General features: G+C 54.0%; 13 protein-coding genes. 9 read left to right on the top strand and 4 right to left on the bottom strand.

Features of this window, described 5'->3' with window-relative positions:
* The first annotated feature begins 6 nt into the window (after positions 1-6).
* Positions 7-1,092, top strand: coding sequence for a radical SAM protein (locus tag ACZ5TN_RS08915; RefSeq protein ID WP_464917595.1), 1,086 nt, complete (start codon positions 7-9; stop codon positions 1,090-1,092).
* 45 nt (positions 1,093-1,137) lie between these two features.
* On the opposite strand, the gene ACZ5TN_RS08920 is transcribed toward ACZ5TN_RS08915, so the two are convergent.
* Entirely contained in the window at positions 1,138-4,881 is a 3,744-nt protein-coding gene (locus tag ACZ5TN_RS08920; RefSeq protein ID WP_464916544.1) for a glycosyl hydrolase family 18 protein, read from the bottom strand.
* A gap of 242 nt (positions 4,882-5,123) precedes the next feature.
* On the opposite strand from ACZ5TN_RS08920, the gene ACZ5TN_RS08925 reads away from it, so the two are divergent.
* Positions 5,124-5,927 (top strand): PIG-L deacetylase family protein, encoded by an 804-nt coding sequence (locus tag ACZ5TN_RS08925; RefSeq protein ID WP_464917596.1) that lies wholly within the window; start codon positions 5,124-5,126, stop codon positions 5,925-5,927.
* 21 nt (positions 5,928-5,948) lie between these two features.
* Here ACZ5TN_RS08925 and ACZ5TN_RS08930 read toward each other — a convergent pair whose 3' ends face one another.
* The 3 genes from ACZ5TN_RS08930 to bgaS are packed head-to-tail and all read right to left on the bottom strand — an operon-like array spanning position 5,949 to position 8,055.
* On the bottom strand, positions 5,949-6,398 hold the full coding sequence (locus ACZ5TN_RS08930; RefSeq protein WP_011250714.1) for a type II toxin-antitoxin system VapC family toxin: 450 nt from the start codon (positions 6,396-6,398) through the stop codon (positions 5,949-5,951).
* Entirely contained in the window at positions 6,395-6,604 is a 210-nt protein-coding gene (locus tag ACZ5TN_RS08935) for a hypothetical protein (protein WP_011250713.1), read from the bottom strand. Before ACZ5TN_RS08935 ends, ACZ5TN_RS08930 begins: the two co-directional genes overlap by 4 nt.
* Positions 6,601-8,055: a beta-galactosidase BgaS gene (gene bgaS, locus ACZ5TN_RS08940; protein WP_464916545.1), complete on the bottom strand. Its 1,455-nt coding sequence runs from the start codon at positions 8,053-8,055 to the stop codon at positions 6,601-6,603. Before bgaS ends, ACZ5TN_RS08935 begins: the two co-directional genes overlap by 4 nt.
* A 234-nt stretch (positions 8,056-8,289) precedes the next feature.
* On the opposite strand from bgaS, the gene ACZ5TN_RS08945 reads away from it, so the two are divergent.
* Genes ACZ5TN_RS08945 through glmA form a run of 7 tightly spaced genes read left to right on the top strand, consistent with a single transcriptional unit; the run spans position 8,290 to position 17,445 of the window.
* On the top strand, positions 8,290-10,170 hold the full coding sequence (locus ACZ5TN_RS08945) for an ABC transporter substrate-binding protein (protein WP_464917597.1): 1,881 nt from the start codon (positions 8,290-8,292) through the stop codon (positions 10,168-10,170).
* Between the two features lie 47 nt (positions 10,171-10,217).
* Positions 10,218-11,216 (top strand): ABC transporter permease, encoded by a 999-nt coding sequence (locus ACZ5TN_RS08950; protein WP_464916546.1) that lies wholly within the window; start codon positions 10,218-10,220, stop codon positions 11,214-11,216.
* Positions 11,217-11,218: 2 nt separating this feature from the next.
* Positions 11,219-12,163: an ABC transporter permease gene (locus ACZ5TN_RS08955; RefSeq protein ID WP_464916547.1), complete on the top strand. Its 945-nt coding sequence runs from the start codon at positions 11,219-11,221 to the stop codon at positions 12,161-12,163.
* Positions 12,160-13,137: an ABC transporter ATP-binding protein gene (locus ACZ5TN_RS08960; RefSeq protein WP_464916548.1), complete on the top strand. Its 978-nt coding sequence runs from the start codon at positions 12,160-12,162 to the stop codon at positions 13,135-13,137. Before ACZ5TN_RS08955 ends, ACZ5TN_RS08960 begins: the two co-directional genes overlap by 4 nt.
* Positions 13,130-14,098: an ABC transporter ATP-binding protein gene (locus tag ACZ5TN_RS08965; protein ID WP_464916549.1), complete on the top strand. Its 969-nt coding sequence runs from the start codon at positions 13,130-13,132 to the stop codon at positions 14,096-14,098. The genes ACZ5TN_RS08960 and ACZ5TN_RS08965 overlap by 8 nt, the downstream gene beginning before the upstream one ends.
* A complete protein-coding gene (gene glmD / locus ACZ5TN_RS08970; RefSeq protein ID WP_464916550.1) occupies positions 14,099-15,079 on the top strand; it encodes a glucosamine-6-phosphate deaminase in 981 nt (326 codons plus the stop codon). It abuts the gene before it with no gap.
* 5 nt (positions 15,080-15,084) lie between these two features.
* Positions 15,085-17,445: an exo-beta-D-glucosaminidase gene (glmA, locus tag ACZ5TN_RS08975; RefSeq protein ID WP_464917598.1), complete on the top strand. Its 2,361-nt coding sequence runs from the start codon at positions 15,085-15,087 to the stop codon at positions 17,443-17,445.
* Positions 17,446-17,465 lie beyond the last annotated feature (20 nt).

Here is a 17,465-nt window from a genome sequence, read left to right on the forward strand (position 1 = left end):
AGATGGTTGGTCAGGGAGACGCCTTACTTTTCATACGCTGTGAGAGAGCTCCCCAAGGGCTGTCAGCTCTGCGTTAGGGGTGAAAAGTTAGTCCTCTTCACCACAGGTGCCTGTCCGAGGGACTGCTTCTACTGCCCTCTGAGCCCCTGGAGAAGGGGGGACGTTGTCTACGCCAACGAGAGACCTGTTAAGAATGTTGATGACGTCATTGAGGAAGCGAGAATTCAGGAAGCCAAAGGTGCTGGAATTACGGGAGGAGACCCTCTGGCGAGGCTTGAGAGGGCGGTCGAGTACATAAGAACGCTGAAGGAGAACTTTGGGAAGGACTTCCACATCCACCTCTACACCACTGGAGCGCTCGCAACCGAAAAGGCCCTCTCGAAGCTCTACGATGCCGGACTGGACGAAATAAGGTTCCACCCAGATTTATTCAACCCAAACTCAAAGCTCTTCAAAATCGAGATAGAGAACATACGGAAGGCCTTCGACTTCGACTGGGACGTTGGAGGGGAGATTCCCTCGATTCCAGGACAGCTTGACAGAATGAAGTGGTACGCGAAGTTTTTAGACAAGCACGGCGCTAAGTTCCTGAACGTGAACGAGCTCGAGTTCAGCGAGATGACGCTTAAAACGCTCCTTGACATGGGCTTCCAGCCAGTCAGCGACGAGAGCTCCGCCATAAAGGGCTCGCTCGAGCTTGGCCTTGAATTCCTGGAGTGGGGTGAGGAGAACACCTCCCTGAGCTACCACCTCTGCACGGCGAAGCTGAAGGATGCAGTCCAGCTGAAGAACAGGCTGAGGAGGATGGCGAGGAACGTGGCAAGGCCCTACATGGAGGTAACGGAAGAGGGAACGCTCCGCTTCGGCATAGCGGAATACGACGACCTTGACGAGCTCTACGAGTTCCTCGTTGAGGAAGCGGAGGTTCCAAGTGAGTGGCTCCACATCAACCGCGAGAAGGGCAGGATAGAGATGCCTGAAGAGGTCGCCGTTGAGCTTGCCGATGCGGTAGAAGGCGATGTGAAGTTCTTCATCGTGGAAGAATACCCGACGTGGGACAGACTTGAGGTGGAAAGGATTCCGCTTCCTTAGCTGTTTCTCCAATTTCATTATGGACAAAAGAGGAGAAGAGAGGGGTCAAACTGGAACTGCAACTGCCACCTGAGCCGTGCTGGCAACCGGCTGGAATGCCTTCATGAACCTCAGGAAGGCGTGGCTGAAGGCCCAATCGGGGTCGCTGGTTCCCCTGTGGATTGGTGAGACCTCTCCTGTCGGCCCTGGGTGATCTCTGTCAACGCTCCAGAAGGCAAGTGAGCGTATTCTGTACTGTATAGCCCAGTCGACGAGCTTTTCTGCATCCTGGAGCGAGAAGACGCTCTTGTCATCGTTGGTTCCTATCATTGGGGTCAGGCCGATCATGCCCCATATCTCGTCGTCGCTCTTGTCAGGATAGATCTGCTTGAGCTGTTTAAAAACGTGCTCGGCCACGCTTATGGCGTTGTCAGCGTTCGCTGGCGTCCAGTAGTAGTCCATCGTCATCGGGTTGACCCGGTCTATTACAACTCCCTTCTGCACCATCGTCTGAATTATGGAGTATCCTGATCCGACTAAGCCTGCACCAGGGTCGCTTGGGAGGGTAAAGCTTATCCTAACGCTGGGTCTCTCCTTCTGGAGAATCAGGAGAGCATCCGCCAGTTTGTCGGCGTCTACACCTGCCTCGATGTCAAAATCGAGGTATGTGGCGTTGTAGGTATCTATGACCTGAATGTACCACTGAGCGAGCTGCTCTGGAGTTTTTGCCTGCTGGCAGAGGTAGGGACCAACTGCGCCTCCGAAGGCTATAATAACGTCTCCCCCGGCTTCCCTGAGCTCTTTTACCTCATCAACGAAGGCATCCAGGGGAATGCTTCCAGCCCAGGCCGGCCCGTTGTAGACTGAACTGTAGAGGACGAAGGCGAGTGTGAAGTACGGTGTTCCCGTGAGGTTGTAGTACTCAACGAGCGGCTTGTGTATGCCGAGGCTCATGTCGATGTATGGGGCGAAGAAGTGCTCGGGAAGACCTGGGCCTGCTGGAACGTACGGGCCCGTCTCGTTTCCTGGGCTGGGATTTGGATTGGTTTCGTTGCCCGGTGATGGATTCGGGTTGGTCTGGTTGTCGGATGGAGTACTCTCGTTGCCCGGGGCTGATGCGGTTTCTGGCCAGACGTCCCAGAGCTGATCGTTTACGTAGAGGTACATGGCCTCAACGGGCTCGCTGCCAGTGGCGATGAAGCCGAAGGTTGCCGTCGGCCCCTTGTTCCAGCTTGCCGGTGTGAATACGACGTAACCACCTTCCTCGGCCTTGTTAGCGCTCCAGACGCTTGAGACGGCTGATCCGTCCTTGAGCTTGACTTTAACGACCCAGTCGTAAGTTCCACCGAGGTTTAAAGTCACATCGTACTCCGTGCTTCCCCAGTCCTGGATTTTAACGCTGAATGCATCCGGCTTGACTAGATCTCCCGTGGACGGAGTTGTCTGGTTCTCTGAGGGTGCGGTCTCGTTTCCGGGGGAGGGTGTGGGAGTCGTCTCGTTGCTGGGGCTTGGATTTGGTGTGGTCTGGTTCTCTGATGGCGTGGTTTCGTTACCCGTTGATGGGCTCGGAGCCGTTTGGTTTTCCTCTGGTTGGTGGGCGTTTGAGGGCCAGGCATCCCAGAGCTGGCCGTTGACATAGAGGTAGATCACTTCAGCGGGTTCACTGCCAGTAGCGATAAAGCCAAAGGTTGCGGTTGGCCCCTTGTTCCAGTCCGCTGAGGGCGTGAAGACAACGTAACCACCTTCCTCGGCCTTGTTTGCACTCCAGACGCTTGAAACCGTTGAACCCTCCTTGAGTTTGACCGTGACCACCCAGTCGTAGGTTCCACCGAGGTTGAGGGTGACATCGTATTCAGTGTTGCCCCAGTCGGTCACTTTGACGCTCAACGAACCTGGGTTGACCAGATCTCCGGTGGATGGGGTCGTCTGGTTGTCCGAGGGCGTGGTTTCGTTTCCGGGGCTTGGATTTGGCGTGGTCTGGTTGTCGGATGGGGTGGTTTCATTGCCCGGAGAGGTTTCGTTACCAGGGGATGGGTTTGGATTGGTCTGATTGTCCCCAGGGGTTGTCTCGTTGCTCGGCGGCAGTGGCGTCGGCTCTGGAACGGTTAGGTTGCTCGGGATGTTCGAGCCGATGTAGTAGGTGTCTGGAATCCACGCCGGCGGCTTCTCGCCGAGGTGCTGGAGAACAGTATCGAGAAGCGGGTGGTCGTTGGTTCCGGGCTTCCTGTCGGCTGTAATCTCCCATATCATCACTCCGCCGAGGCCGTTCTTCAGCATGTAGTCGACCTTTATTCCTATCGCCTTGGGATCGTCGAAGGTTATGAATATCCTCTTGCTCGGGGAGTAGAGCCAGGCCACCTGGGCTATCGGATCCCAGTGGTACTCGTACTCGCTGCTCTGGTTCTTCTCGGCAACGTCCCAGTAGTCCATAACTCCGTAGGTCTCGTAGGCCGGCCCCCAAGTTCCAGCTGGAGTGCCGCTGAAGGGCTGGTAGAGGCCGTTGTTCTCGGGCGGGACGTTGGCAAAGCTCCTGCTGTAGAAGGGCAGGCCGACGGTTATCTTGGTCTTATCGGGAACGTGCTGGATGTACCACTGGACGGTGTAGTTGACGCAGAAGTGGTACTTGACGTTCTCATCGGTGTATGGCGCGTTTGGATCGCAGTAGAGTGGGGCAAGGTGGCCGGTTATGCTCTCCCAGGCGCCGTGGTAGTCGTAGGTCATGATGTTGATTGAATCGAGGTACTTGCTCGCCTCCACCCAATCTATCCTGCCAGCCTTAACCGGGTCGGCCGGCGTTGCGGCCGTTAGGAGGTAGTCCTTGTGGTCCTCTTTTGCGGCCTTGTCGAGGGCCTCCCTCAAATCCTTGAGGAGAAGAACGAAGTTCTTACCGTCGTCGGGACTCTCGTAGTTGCCCTCCATACCTCCGCCGCCCGGGTACTCCCAGTCGATATCAATTCCGTCGAGGTTGTACTTTCTGAGGATCTCTATGGCAGTCTCGGCGAAGCGCTGTCTCTTGGCCGGGTCTGCGGCGACCACCGAGAAGTACTTGCTGAGAGTCCATCCGCCGACTGAGATGAGAACCTTGATGGCTGGATACTTCCTCTTGTACTCCTTCATGGCCTCGAGGTTGAGAGGATCAGCGTAGGTATCGTAGAAGGCAACGGTTCCATCCTCCTTGAGGTCGAGGAAGGCGTAGTTGACGTGGGTAACCTTCTCCCAGGGGATGTCGCTCACGTAGAACTTCCTCGCGTACCTTCCCCAGGAGATGTAGTAGACTATGACCCTGTAAGGTTCGAGGGGAGTCGTTACAGCTAGAACGTTCGAGGGACTTCCCCTGCTTCCATCGGCGAGAACCGGGACGACCCCGTAGTAGTAGGTTGTGTTTGCCTTCAGGTGATACTGGTCGAGGTAGCTTGTGGTTGGGACAACATCCCCTACGAGCTCCCAGGAGTCGTCGCTTCCTGGAACGCTCTGGGTCCAGTACTTAACGCGCCATATCTTCCCGTTGTACTCAACGACATCGCCCTGGTTGTATGTCTTCCCTGGCTCATATTTCGGATAGCTGCTCCAGTTAACGACCACCAGCAGGTTGTTCGGTGAGAACAGGTTGGAGGGATCCGTGCTCCTGTACACCTCGTACGCCTTGGCGCTGCTGTACGGGCTCCAAGTCAGGTTCACAACGTCCCATGCTATAGCGCTCCCGCTCAGGCTTACGCTCTCCGCCGCTGAAGCCCAGGGGAAAGTGCCCACCTGGACCAGGGACAGCAGGAGCACTGCGGTCAAAACTATTGAAGTCCAAATCTTCTTCACACACAACACCCCTTGAGCTTTGAATGTTTTGGGAGATGTTGCATATTTTACATGAACTTCCATGCTTATAAATGTTTTCAAAATTACATTTATGGCGTTTTATATATTATCGATATCCCGGCTTAGATAGCCTTTATGGCGTCAGAATTGGGGCCAAACAGCGGCATATTTAACACTCCAAAAAGGTTATAAAATCATGAAATTATATAAAACCCGAGGCTCTGGAGTGTGGGGTGTCGGTTATGGTGTTTGAGGAGTTCAACAATTTTGACGAAGCTTTCTCTGCTCTGCTGAGCAAACTCGACTTCAAGATCAACGAGCCCTTTAATGACGTGAAAAAAGTCCTCTGCATAGAGCCGCATCCGGACGACTGTGCCATCGGGCTCGGAGGCACGATAAAGAAGCTCACCGATTCGGGAATAGATGTCGTCTATCTCCTCCTCACAGACGGCTCAATGGGAACAACCGATGGAGAAGTCTCCGGGCACGAGCTGGCCCTTAGGAGACTTGAGGAAGAGAAGAAGAGCGCCGAGATCCTTGGAGTTAAGAAGATACATGCCCTTGACTTTGGCGACACGGAGCTTCCCTACACGCGGGAGGTCAGAAAGGAGATAGTTACCGTGATAAGAAAGGAAAGGCCCGGGATCGTTTTGATGCCAGACCCGTGGCTTCCCTACGAGGGCCACCCTGATCACAGGCATGCAGGTTTTCTCGGAATTGAAGCTGTCAGCTTCGCGGGCCTTCCGAACTTCAACCGCTCCGACTTAATCGCGGGTCTTGACCCCCACAGCATACAGGCCGTTGGCTTCTACTACACCCACAAACCCAACTACTTCGTTGATATAAGTGATGTCATGGAGGTTAAGCTCAGGGCCGTTAGGACACACGAGAGCCAGTTCCCGGAGGATGTGTGGGAGCTTTGGGAGCCCTACTTGAGAACGATAGCTTTGTACTATGGAAAAATGAGTGGACACAGGTATGCAGAAGGAATAAGGTTCGTTCCTGGCATCTTCCTGCACATATGTCCGTTTGCGCACGTTATCTGATGTTTCTGGCGGCCTTCGGTCCTAAGACAGGCTGGAGGCCACTATCCTCTCCACCTCTCTTAGGAAGTGGTCGAGCTCCATAACGTCCAGTCCAAACTCGGTCAACGCCCTGTACCTCTCTGGATCCGCCGTCACTAACAGCATCCTGTGCTTTATGGCAAACGTCCCTGTGAGGATGTCGTCAACGTCCAGCCTTAGACCCTTTTTGAGGAGCTTTGCCTCGATCTTTGCCCCGTGGAGTACTATCTCCTCCGTGAGGGGGAGGATTGTGTATATTTCGTTGAGGATTCTGAACTCGTCCTCAACGTTGCGGTTTATGTAGGCTTTGGAGACTAAGTACTTGTAAACTGAGATTATCGGAACGAAGACGTTGAACTTTGCCAGCGTGACCTCCAAAAGCCGCCTCCTGCTAGCTGTATGCATTTTTATCAGTGCCGTCGCATCGAAGAGTATGCTGTCGGGCAGGGTCATTTCTTATCCCTCTCCTTGATGACCCTCAAGAGTACATCTGCCTCGTCGTCTTCAACTATGATCTTCTCGACCTTTTTGTCGAGCTCAACTAGATGCCAGGTCTCTATGAGCCTTTGGAGAACCTCGTCGTAGGACTTGGCGTCGAGCTTGTCCTTCAGGAGCTTTATCTTCTTCCAGGTGTTCTCGTCAACGGCGATGGTCTTCAAGGTAATCCCTCCCGCACTATCTTTTTGTATGTTTCCACGCTTCTGGGGCGGGGTATTCTCTGCTTGCTTATTGGATCAACCTCATAGAGGCCGAACTTGATTTTAAAACCCATTGCCCACTCGTAGTTGTCGGTCAGGGCCCAGTGGAAGTATCCCCTCACATCGGCCCCAGCCTGAATTGCTTCGAACATCTTCTCCACATGCTCCTTTATATATCTCGGCCTTAGGAGATCTCTCGAATCGGCTATGCCGTTCTCCGTTATGTATATCGGCTTCCCGTATTCGTTTCCTATCATTATCGAATCGTACATTCCTTGCGGGAAGCACTCCCAGCCAAAGTCGCTCGTGGGGTTGTTGTCCTTCGAGACGCTGTTAGGCTCCGAGGAGTAACCGTACCCTTCGGTCCCCACGAAGTTTATTATCGGGAGCTCCTCGTATTTGGGTTCCGTGTACCTAATGACCTCCCTGGTGTAGTAGTTGTTGCCGATCCAGTCGTTTCTCTTCAAGTGATCGATTTTGACATAGTTCCCATCGAAATCAAGATCAACCTTCCCTTCGTTGACTCCATCGAGGAATATCCTGTTGTGGAAGAGATCGTAGTTCTCTGTGGCCTTCACGTCCTTGGGGTCGTTGGGGTCGCGGGGGTAAGCGGGGATTATGTTGAGTATTATTCCGACGGGCTTGTCTGAGAATGTTTTAACTGCCTCGTAGGCCCTTGCGTGTCCAACGAGCTGGTTGATGATAACTGCTTTAGCTGCCTTCGGGTTAAGTATCCCCGGCGGCCATCCGACGTAGGGAGCGAGGTAGCCAAGCTCAACCGTAACCATTGGCTCGTCGAAGGTTGCCCAGAAGTCGACTAGATCCCCAAGCTTCCAGGCAACAAAAGCGGCGAACTTGGCGAACTCAAGGATGGCCCTCTCGTCGACCCATCCCTTAGCCCTTGCTTTTTCAAAGTTTTCCCTCACATGGATTGGATCGTGGAGCCATATCGGCTGCGTCTGGTGGTTTAGGGTTACGAAAGTTGAAAAGCCGAGTTCCTTTAGGTTTTTGAGAACCTCTCTGTAGTGCTCGACTTCCTTTGCGTTCGCGATTTCCTCAAGCTCGTGGAGGGTTTCCTTTGTGATCTTCACTCTTTTTATGAGTCCGTACGAGTCCCTCTCGAAGTCCACTTCAACTCCATAAGTCGGACACGGAAAGATTCTGCTCCACTCAACCGTTATCTGATAGGCGTTCAGTCCCATATCCTTTGCAAGCTGATGGTCTATCTCATAGAGGCCGTAGTTGTTTATGCCGTCCTCGGGCAGGTGCCCGCTCACGAGGTCGTTCTTTATGTTGAGCGGATCGCGGACCCAGTGCCACCAGTCCGTCCGAGTGTCTATAAACCTCCTCAATGGATCTCCCATCTCAAACTGAAACGCCGACTGGACAACGCCCCATGCAAACTCCCTCATACTTCCACCTGGATGGTTATAATCATGGCATCTTTTATAATTTTCGTAACCGCAATATGTAGGATCTGACAGCTCTTGGTATTTCTGGACGGATCAGTATTGCAATGCTCATAGTGGGCGTCCCTCCACTTCTTGGCGCTTTGTCCACATAATTGCTAAGATGCCCAAAAATAGATAAGTTTATATAGATGTCCAAAAATATAAAATTGACCAACCTTATAAGTGGTGGTGTCCATGAAGAAAGCTACCGCGGTTGCCCTCGTGGCGATTTTCATTCTCGGCCTCTTCGAGGCTGGGTACGGTCTGGCCGCAGAGAGCCTGCCGAGGAACGAGACCCTCTACACTGCCAACAGTGCACCCCCAACGAACGCCAACCCCTTCACTGGAGGTTCGGTTCTTGGAATAGACGGCCTCGTCTTTGAGCCACTTTTCATGTTCAACTTCATGACCGGCGAGCTCAAGCCGTGGCTTGCCGAAAGCGGCAAGTGGGTTGGCGACAACGTCTTTGAGGTTAAACTTAGGTCGGGTCTGAAGTGGCAGGACGGCGAACCCCTAACTGCTGAAGACGTCAAGTTCTCCTATGAATACTATGAGAAGATCGGCCTTAGGAACTGGGGCGACCTTGGCCTCAAGGAGATAAAGGTCGTTGATGACAGGACGGTTCAGTTCATCTTCGACGGAACTCCCAACTACCAGCTCTGGCAGCTTCAGATGTTCTTCGGCTGGGGACAGGGTGCGCTCATAGTCCCGAAGCACGTTTTCGAGAACATTAACCCCGAGGACATACCCAAGATGACCTTCACCGGCGATGAGATGAAGTACCTCGTCGGTTCTGGTGCCTACAAGCTCAAGGAGGTAGTCGGCCAGGAGAAGGCCATCCTCGAGAGGAACGACGACTGGTGGGGTGTTAAGGTATTTGGAAAGCCTGGACCTAAGTACATCGTCCAGCTCTACGTCACCGACAACAACCAGGCAGCGAACATGTTCATCAAGGGCGACCTCGACGTCGGTACATACTACATCGACATAGTCTCGGCCAAGCAGAAGAACCCCAAGCTCGTGAGCTGGCTCGACAAGTACCCCTACTTCCCGCCCGTTGCCCCCGTTCTCCTGTACTTCAACACCAAGCACGCTCCGCTCGACAACCCGAAGGTTAGAAGGGCAATAGCGATGGCCATCAACCCATATCAGATCGTCAACCAGGGTCCGATAAGCGACCTTCCGAAGGAGGTTCCCTTCGGCCCAGGTCTCCTCAAGAAATGGGGCGATAAGGTTGGTATCGACGGTCTCATCAGCCAGTACGGATGGAAGTACGGTGATGTTGCCGGGGCGATAAAGCTCCTCGATGAGGCTGGTGTCAAGGACACCGACGGCGATGGAATAAGGGAGTACAACGGCAAGCCGCTCAAGCTCAAATTTGTCACCTGTGCAGGTTGTAACGACTGGCTCCAGGCGGGTGAGATAATAGCCAACCAGCTCAAGGCCGTGGGAATTGAAGTCGAGATAGAGAAGGGAGACTGGACTAACTTCTTCGTTAAGAGCCTCCAGAACGGTGACTTCGACCTTGCGCTCCACTGGTCAGGCACCTTCCAGCCGAGCGCCTACGCCGTGTTCAACATGCTCCTCTCAAAGGACGGCGGTGCAAACTACGGAAAGTACGAGAACCCACAGGTCGATCAGATTCTAGCGGAGTTCGGAAAGACCGTGGATGAGAACAAGGAGGCCCAGTACATAAAGCAGCTCTGCCAGATATGGCTCCAGGACGTTCCTGCGGTTCCCGTTTACATGGCAACGCTCTTCTACGAGGCCAACACCGAGTACTGGACCAACTGGCCGAACGAGAAGAACCCCTATGGCGTTCCGATCTTCTGGACTAACTACGGCACATGGGGTACCGCCCTTGCGCTCCTCGGCGTCAAGCCCGCCAATGCTCAGGAGGTTTCGACAACTACAACCACGACCAGTGAGACAACCACCAGCAAAACCCCAACATCCGAAAAGACCAACACCGGTTCGGGCTCCACCACATCCTCAAGCAACGGCGGCGGAATCTGCGGCCCAGCGGTCGTGGTGGGACTGGCCGTGATTCCGTTGCTGCTGAGGAGACGCCGCTGAGTCTTTCCTCATTTTTTATTGTCTCTCGACCGATGGAGGGAAGTTGCATGGCCTCTGGTGGATTCAGGAAGTACCTCATGCGCAAAACCTTCGTGTACCTGATAACCTTCCTGTTTGCGGTTACGCTTAACTGGCTGCTCCCCAGGTTAATGCCCGGCAACCCGATAGAGGGCATGATGGCCCAGGCAGGCACCGGGGGCAGTGTTAACGATGCTCTGGTGCGGTTCTATGAGAGGCTTTACGGGCTCGATCAGCCTCTCTGGAAGCAGTTCCTAAACTTCTGGTCGAGCCTCTTCCACGGGGATCTGGGCTATAGCATACTCTACCGTGCCCCAGTCGCGGATATAATAAAGCACGCCCTCCCCTATGATGTTGTAATCCTCCTGCCAGCGATCGTTTTGAGCTGGCTGGTCGGAAACTGGCTTGGTGCGCTTGCGGGTAAAAATAAGATGTATGACAGGTACGCCATGCCCGTTTTCTATTTCCTCGCGAGCATGCCCTACTTCTGGTTTGCCATGCTGCTGGTGTACGTTGTGGGGGTTGAGCTCGGATGGCTTCCCTACCAGGGGGCCTACGATCCAAGCCTCGTACCCTCGATTTCCCTGAGCTTTGTTGGCGACTTTTTGAAGCACTGGATACTGCCGTTCCTCAGCCTCTTCACGGTCATGATCGGAAGCTGGGCCATAGGAATGAGGAACATGATAATCTACGAGCTTGAGGCCGACTACGTCCGCTATCTTGAGGCCCTCGGCGGCAGTGAGAGGCTCCTAACTAAGCACGCATACAGGAACGCAATACTCCCCCAGGTGACCGGACTGGCCCTCCAGCTGGGCCTCATGGTTGCTGGAGCTATAGCGACAGAGATAGTCTTCAACTACCCTGGGATAGGCGTTCTCATAATGAACGCGGCCCTGAGCCAGGACTACTTCCTCCTCCAAGGGGCGTTTCTAATGGTGGTCATAGCGGTTCTCCTGGCTAACTTTCTGATAGACATAATCTACGCCTTCATAGATCCGCGCGTCAGGGCCAGCTACACGGAGGGTTGAAAATGGCGAGAAGGGGCAGGCTTGACACGGTTAAAATAGCGTTCAGGAACAAGAAGTTCGTGTTCGGCTTCAGCGTGTTGATGTTCTTCATCGTTTTCTCGCTGGTCGGGGGTCTGTTCACGCCCTTCAGCGGCGACGGTCTGTACTACGAAAGGGTACCGAACACGAGCATCAAAGTGGCAACGTACTCCACCAAGGTCCTCCCGCCCATGAGCAACGAGACGCTGATCACTTACCTCGGCAACAGGGTAGAAGTCACTCACCTCCTAGGTACGGATGCCCTTGGGAAGGACGTTTACGCCCAGCTGGTCACGGGCCTTAGAACGAGCCTCTGGGTGGCCTTCCTGGCGGCTATAATAGGAACGATCCTTGGGATAACCATCGGGTTCATAGCGGGATACAAGGGTGGCTGGGTCGATGAGACGCTCATGATGTTCACCAACATAATGCTCGTTATACCCTCTATAGTCCTGCTCGTCCTAATCGCCGCCTACCTCTCCGCCAGAAGTCCAGAGGTCCAGGCCTTGATAATAGGAATAACGGGATGGCCGTGGGTTGCCAGGGCCGTTAGGGCGCAGACCCTCTCGCTCAAGGAGAGGGAGTTCGTCAGCCTCGCGAAGCTGAGCGCCCAGGGTGATCTCAGGATAATCTTCGGCGAGATAATGCCCAACATGGTATCCTACGTCTTCATGGCCGGGATACTGCAGTTCAGCGGTGCCATACTGGCCAGTGCGACCCTCGACTTCATCGGCCTCGGACCGACGACAACGGTATCCCTCGGAACGATACTCCAGAAGGCGATAGCCTACAACGCCCTTCAGTTCGGCCAGTGGTGGTGGTTCATACCTCCTGGACTCATCATAACCCTGATCATAACGGCGCTGTTCTTCATCAACCTTGGAATGGAGGAAGTGTTCAACCCAAGGCTCAGGAGGGGTGGCGAATGACGGCAATTCTTGACGTTAGGAACCTTAAAATCTACTACAGGACTCCAATGGGCTTCGTCAAGGCCGTTGATGGGGTTTCCTTTGATGTTAGGGAGGGCGAGGTTTTTGGAATAGCTGGAGAGAGCGGGTGTGGCAAATCCACCCTCGTTCACTCCCTTATCCTCAGAAAACCCCCCATGATCCATATGGGAGGAGAGGCGATCTTCAAGGGAAGAGACCTCATGAAGCTGAGCAAGGAAGAAGAACGGAAAATAAAGTACACTGAGCTCTCGATAATCCCGCAGTATGCTATGAACGCTCTAAACCCGACGAAAAAAATCAAGGACATCGTTTGGGACCTCGCGAGGGAACACGGGGCAGAGGACAGGGAGGAGGTCGAGAAACTCCTCAGGGAGAGGCTTAGGATGGTCAAACTCAGTGATAAGGTTGCGGACATGTACCCAGTGGAGCTGTCCGGTGGAATGAGGCAAAGGGCAACTATGGTAGTCTCAACCCTCATGAATCCCGACTTGCTCATCGCCGACGAGATTACTTCAGCGCTTGACGTTACAACTCAGAGGGTCGTTCTCGAACTCCTCCACTACTTTATGAAAGAGGGCATCGTCAAATCCATAATCTTCGTCACCCACGACCTGGCTTTGCTGGATAAGATTGCTGACAGGGTCATGATCCTCTACGCCGGTAAGGTGGCCGAAATCGGTCCAACGGAGGAAGTCATCAATTCCCCAGCGCACCCGTACACTTCAATGCTCATTGAAGCCCTTCCAAAGATAGGCGTGCACTACAAGCAGACCAAGCTGAAGGGCATTCCGGGCACGCCAATCAGTCTCCTCAACCCGCCAAAGGGCTGCCGCTTCTATCCGAGGTGTCCCTACGCCATGGAGGTCTGCCAAAGGGTCGAACCGGGGGTATTCAGTGTTGGTGATGACCACATAGTGGCCTGCCATCTCTATGGAGGTGAGAAAAATGAGTGAGCCTCTCGTCAGGGTTGAACACTTAACTCGGGTGTTTACATCGGGATTCATCGGTGGTTTTCAGATCAAGGCCGTTGACGATGTTAGCTTCAACATCCGGGAGGGTGAAATAATATCCCTCGTGGGGGAAAGCGGCAGCGGAAAAACCACGATCGGAAGAATAATACTTCGCCTCCTTCCCCCGACATCTGGAAGGATTCTGTTCAAAGGAGAGGACATCATGAAATTTAACAAGAAACAGCTTAAGTCCTACTACAAGCAGGTACAAGCTGTATTCCAAGATCCCTTTGCGAGTTTCAACCCGGTCTATCCAGTTGACAGAGCCTTTGACATGATTTTTGACTCGTTCTTTCCGGACCTAAGTCACGGGGAGAGGGAGGAGCTGATCGCAAAGGCTCTGGAGGACGTTGGTCTCAACCCCGATGAGGTTCTTGGCAAGTATCCCCACCAGTTCAGCGGCGGTCAGCTCCAACGCATTTTAATAGCCCGCGCCCTTCTAGTCGAGCCTTCCCTTCTGGTCGCGGATGAAGCCGTTTCAATGCTCGACGCGAGCACGAGAATAGACGTTCTGAACCTCCTGGGGGATGTCAGGGACAGACTTGGCACTTCAGTTCTCTTTGTAACCCACGATTTAGCCCTCGGTTACTACATTAGCGATACGACCCTGATAATGTATAGGGGGCGTTTAGTGGAGTTTGGGGACACTGAGAGGGTCTTCAAGAATCCGCTTCACCCGTACACCAGAATGCTTCTGGAAAGCGTTCCCGACCTCAACGTAAAATGGGAATTCAAGGGTGAAATTCGGCCTGAGGAAGAGGAGAGGAGCGTCTACGAGATAGGGGGATGTAACTACGCTCCCCGCTGCCCTTTTGCAACCGAGAAGTGCTGGAAAGTTAGGCCCCAGGTCGTTGAAGTTGAGAAGAACCACTGGGTTGCCTGCCACCTTCACGGGGGTGAGTGAATGCACGCAACGCTTAGAGAAATTAAGAGAACTCCCGAGGGGATAAAAACAGCCCAGAGGGCCTTTGAGGAGTTCGTAACCAATAGCGGCTTCCTGTTACCGAGAGAAGTGGTCTACACTGGTTGTGGCAGTTCCCACTTCCTGTCGCAGCCGCTGGCCATGGCAACCACCCGCCTTGGGGGCAGGGGAGTGGCCCTCCCCTGCTCCGAACTTCTTTATTCGAGGGAGTACTACCCTGTTGGGAAGCCCGAGCTTTTGGTTTCAATATCGCGCTCAGGAGAGACGACCGAGGCCGTAAAGGCCCTTGAATCCTTGGACGTTCCGAAATTTGCCCTGACAGCCTACGAGAGCACGCTGTCGAGGAAAGCGGACTACGCCCTCATAGTCCCCACCCACGAGGAGAGCGTCGTCATGACCCACTCTTTTACGGCCTTCTACTTTGCCTTCCTCCAGCTTCTCAACGCCTCCTTCGGTCTGGAAACCTACGATGCTGAAATGACTTCAGAACTGACGAGGGAAGCCCTGAAGAACGAGGGCTATATACGGGAGATAACTGGGGAGTTTGACTTCAGGAACGTCATATTCCTCGGATCGGGTATCCTTTACCCAATAGCCCTCGAAGCGATGCTTAAGATGAAGGAAATGGCACTCTTCTGGAGCGAGGCTTACCAGACCTTCGAGGTCAGGCACGGCTTCAAGTCGGTTGCCGACGAGGGAACCCTAGTTGTCCTTCTGGTTAACGAACCCTTCGACTGGCACGAGAAGCTTACGAAGGAATTCCAGGGGCAGGGAGCTAGGGTTCTGACGATAGGCAACGGAGATACTGGAGCGGACTACTTCATCGATCTTCCCAAAGTCGATGAACTGCTCACCCCAATCCTCCATCTTCCGATTATTCAGCTTCTCTCGTACTATAAAGCCATCAAGAGGGGCCTGAACCCTGATCAGCCCCGCTTTCTCAGTAAGGTCGTAAAGTGGTGATGGGAATGGGAAAGGTTGAGTTTAGCGGCAAGAGGTACGTCATCGACGGCGAACCCGTTACGATAGCTGGAGGCACACTCCAGTTCTTCAGGGTCCCCGCCGATGCGTGGAAAGACAGGCTCCTCAAGATGAGGGAAGCGGGCCTCAACACGGTTGATACCTACGTAGCCTGGAACTGGCACGAACCTGAGAAGGGAAGCTTTGATTTCAGAGGTGAAACTCACCCACAGAGAAATCTAGTCGGGTTCCTGGAACTGGCAGACGAGCTTGGTTTTTACGTTATAATCCGCCCGGGCCCCTATATCTGCGGCGAGTGGCGGAACGGCGGCATTCCAGACTGGCTGATAGATGGACACCCAGAGATACTGGCCAAGGGGCCGAACGGGCCGCTTCCTAGGGACATCTACTACCCGCCGATAACGTATCTCCACCCTACTTATCTGGAGGCCGTGGGGGAGTGGTACAACGCCGTCTTTCCAGTGATCAGGAAGTACCTATACACGAACGGGGGGCCAATAATAAGCGTCTCAATCGACGACGAGCCCTCCTACTGGGAAACAATCTTCCAGCCCTTCCTGACCGACTACAACGAGATAATAACAAAGCCAGGGGGACTGTGGGAGAGGTGGCTTGAGGAAAACTACACCATCGAAGACCTCAGGAGGCGCTACAAGGGTGACTTTAGGGATTACTCCGAGATAAAGGTTCCAACGAGTTTCTCTGAGCCCCTACCAAAGCTCATCGACTGGCACCACTTCAAGCTCTGGATGATCAACGAGTACGTCCGCTGGATATACGAGAGGATGGCGAGGGAGTTCGACGTCCCCATCAGCATTCTCGACCCCTACCTTCTCCAAGTCGCCTGGAGGCACTTCTTCACTTACATGAGGGAACACAACCTCAAAATTCATGTCTGGACAGAGTTCTGGTACTCGTTCTACCGGTCCTCAGACTTCAAGGAGGACAAGCTCGGCCACATCTACTATAAGACGGGAATCTACCGCTACCACATTAAAAAAGCCGGAACGCCGCCGCTAAGCATCGAGACCCAGAGCTCGCTGGCGCACACCATAGACCCGACGGAGGCCGAGCTCCTGTACTCAATACTGCCCCCTCTGGGCATACCGAACATCAACTACTACCTCTTCGTTGGCGGGGAAAATCCAGAGGGATACGAATCACACAACGGGATAACCTGGGACGTTTACTCACCGGTTGGCCTTGATGGATCCGAGAGGCCTCACTTCGGGGTCATAAAGGCTCTCTCAGAGACCATGACCTCCGCCGAGGGACTCGCCGATGCCGAGCTTAGGCCAAAAGTTGCGGTCGGTCTCTACGAGCCCTACGAAGCTTTGAACCTCTGGGGCTACGAGGGCCTTGAGGAGAGCACAGACCTGAACGAGTACCTCCTTGGAGAGAGGGGCCTTTTCACGCTTTTGGCCATGAGCAATACTCCCTTCGATGCCGTTGACCTCGAAGATGTCACTCTCGACGAGCTCCTGAGCTACGATCAGCTCTGGGTCTACAGCCTCGACTTCATGTCCAGGGAAGTTCAGGACAAGCTCGTCGAGTTCGTCGCGAGGGGTGGAAACCTCGTTATACTCCCGATGCTCCCGCGCTACGACGAGAACCTGGAGCCATACAGCTCTCTTAAAGACTTCCTCGGCGTTGAAGTTGAGAGGGAGAAAGCCAGGAGGAACCCGCGCCTCATCCAGTTCCTCAGCGTTTCAGCGGAGGGGATAGACAGAATGCTCGTCAGGAACACGGTGCGCGGTGTAAGGGGCGGAGAACCCATAGCTTTCCTGGGGGAGAAGCCCGTCGGGGCGTTCGTCAGGAAGGGCGGGGGGAGCGCCGTAGTCCTCGGCTTCAGGCTCCAGTACTACACGAGCCACCACGACCTCCACAGAAAGTTCGTCTGGAAGCTCAAGGAGCTCCAGGGAGTAAGGGAGGACTTCGAGGTCACGAACCCGGACATGATAGTCCTTCCCATGGAGGGTAAGGGCTACGCCTACCTTGCGGTTACAAACCCGCGGGGGCACCCTATAAAGGGCAGGATAAGCTACAGGGGGCTGGAAGTCCCAGTCCTCCTCGATGGCATTGAATTGAAGAGGAGGGGCACCCTCTACCTGCCGTTCGGCGTTAGAAAAGGGGACGTGGAGGTTGCCTACGCCACGGCCACTTTGGTCATGTGGGAAGGTGATGTGCTGACGTTCAGGAACCATCTTTCAGGCCACAGTGAAATTGCCCTGAAGGGGGTTGAATCCGTCAAGGTCAGTGGGGGCAAAATAGTTGACGGAAGCGATGGAGAAGTACTTAGGATAGTGATAGAGCACCCTGGAGAGTACTTTGAGGTTGAGCTTCTTTAACTATCTCTGTTCTGCTCTTC

The sequence above is a fragment of the Thermococcus sp. JCM 11816 genome (assembly GCF_055396515.1).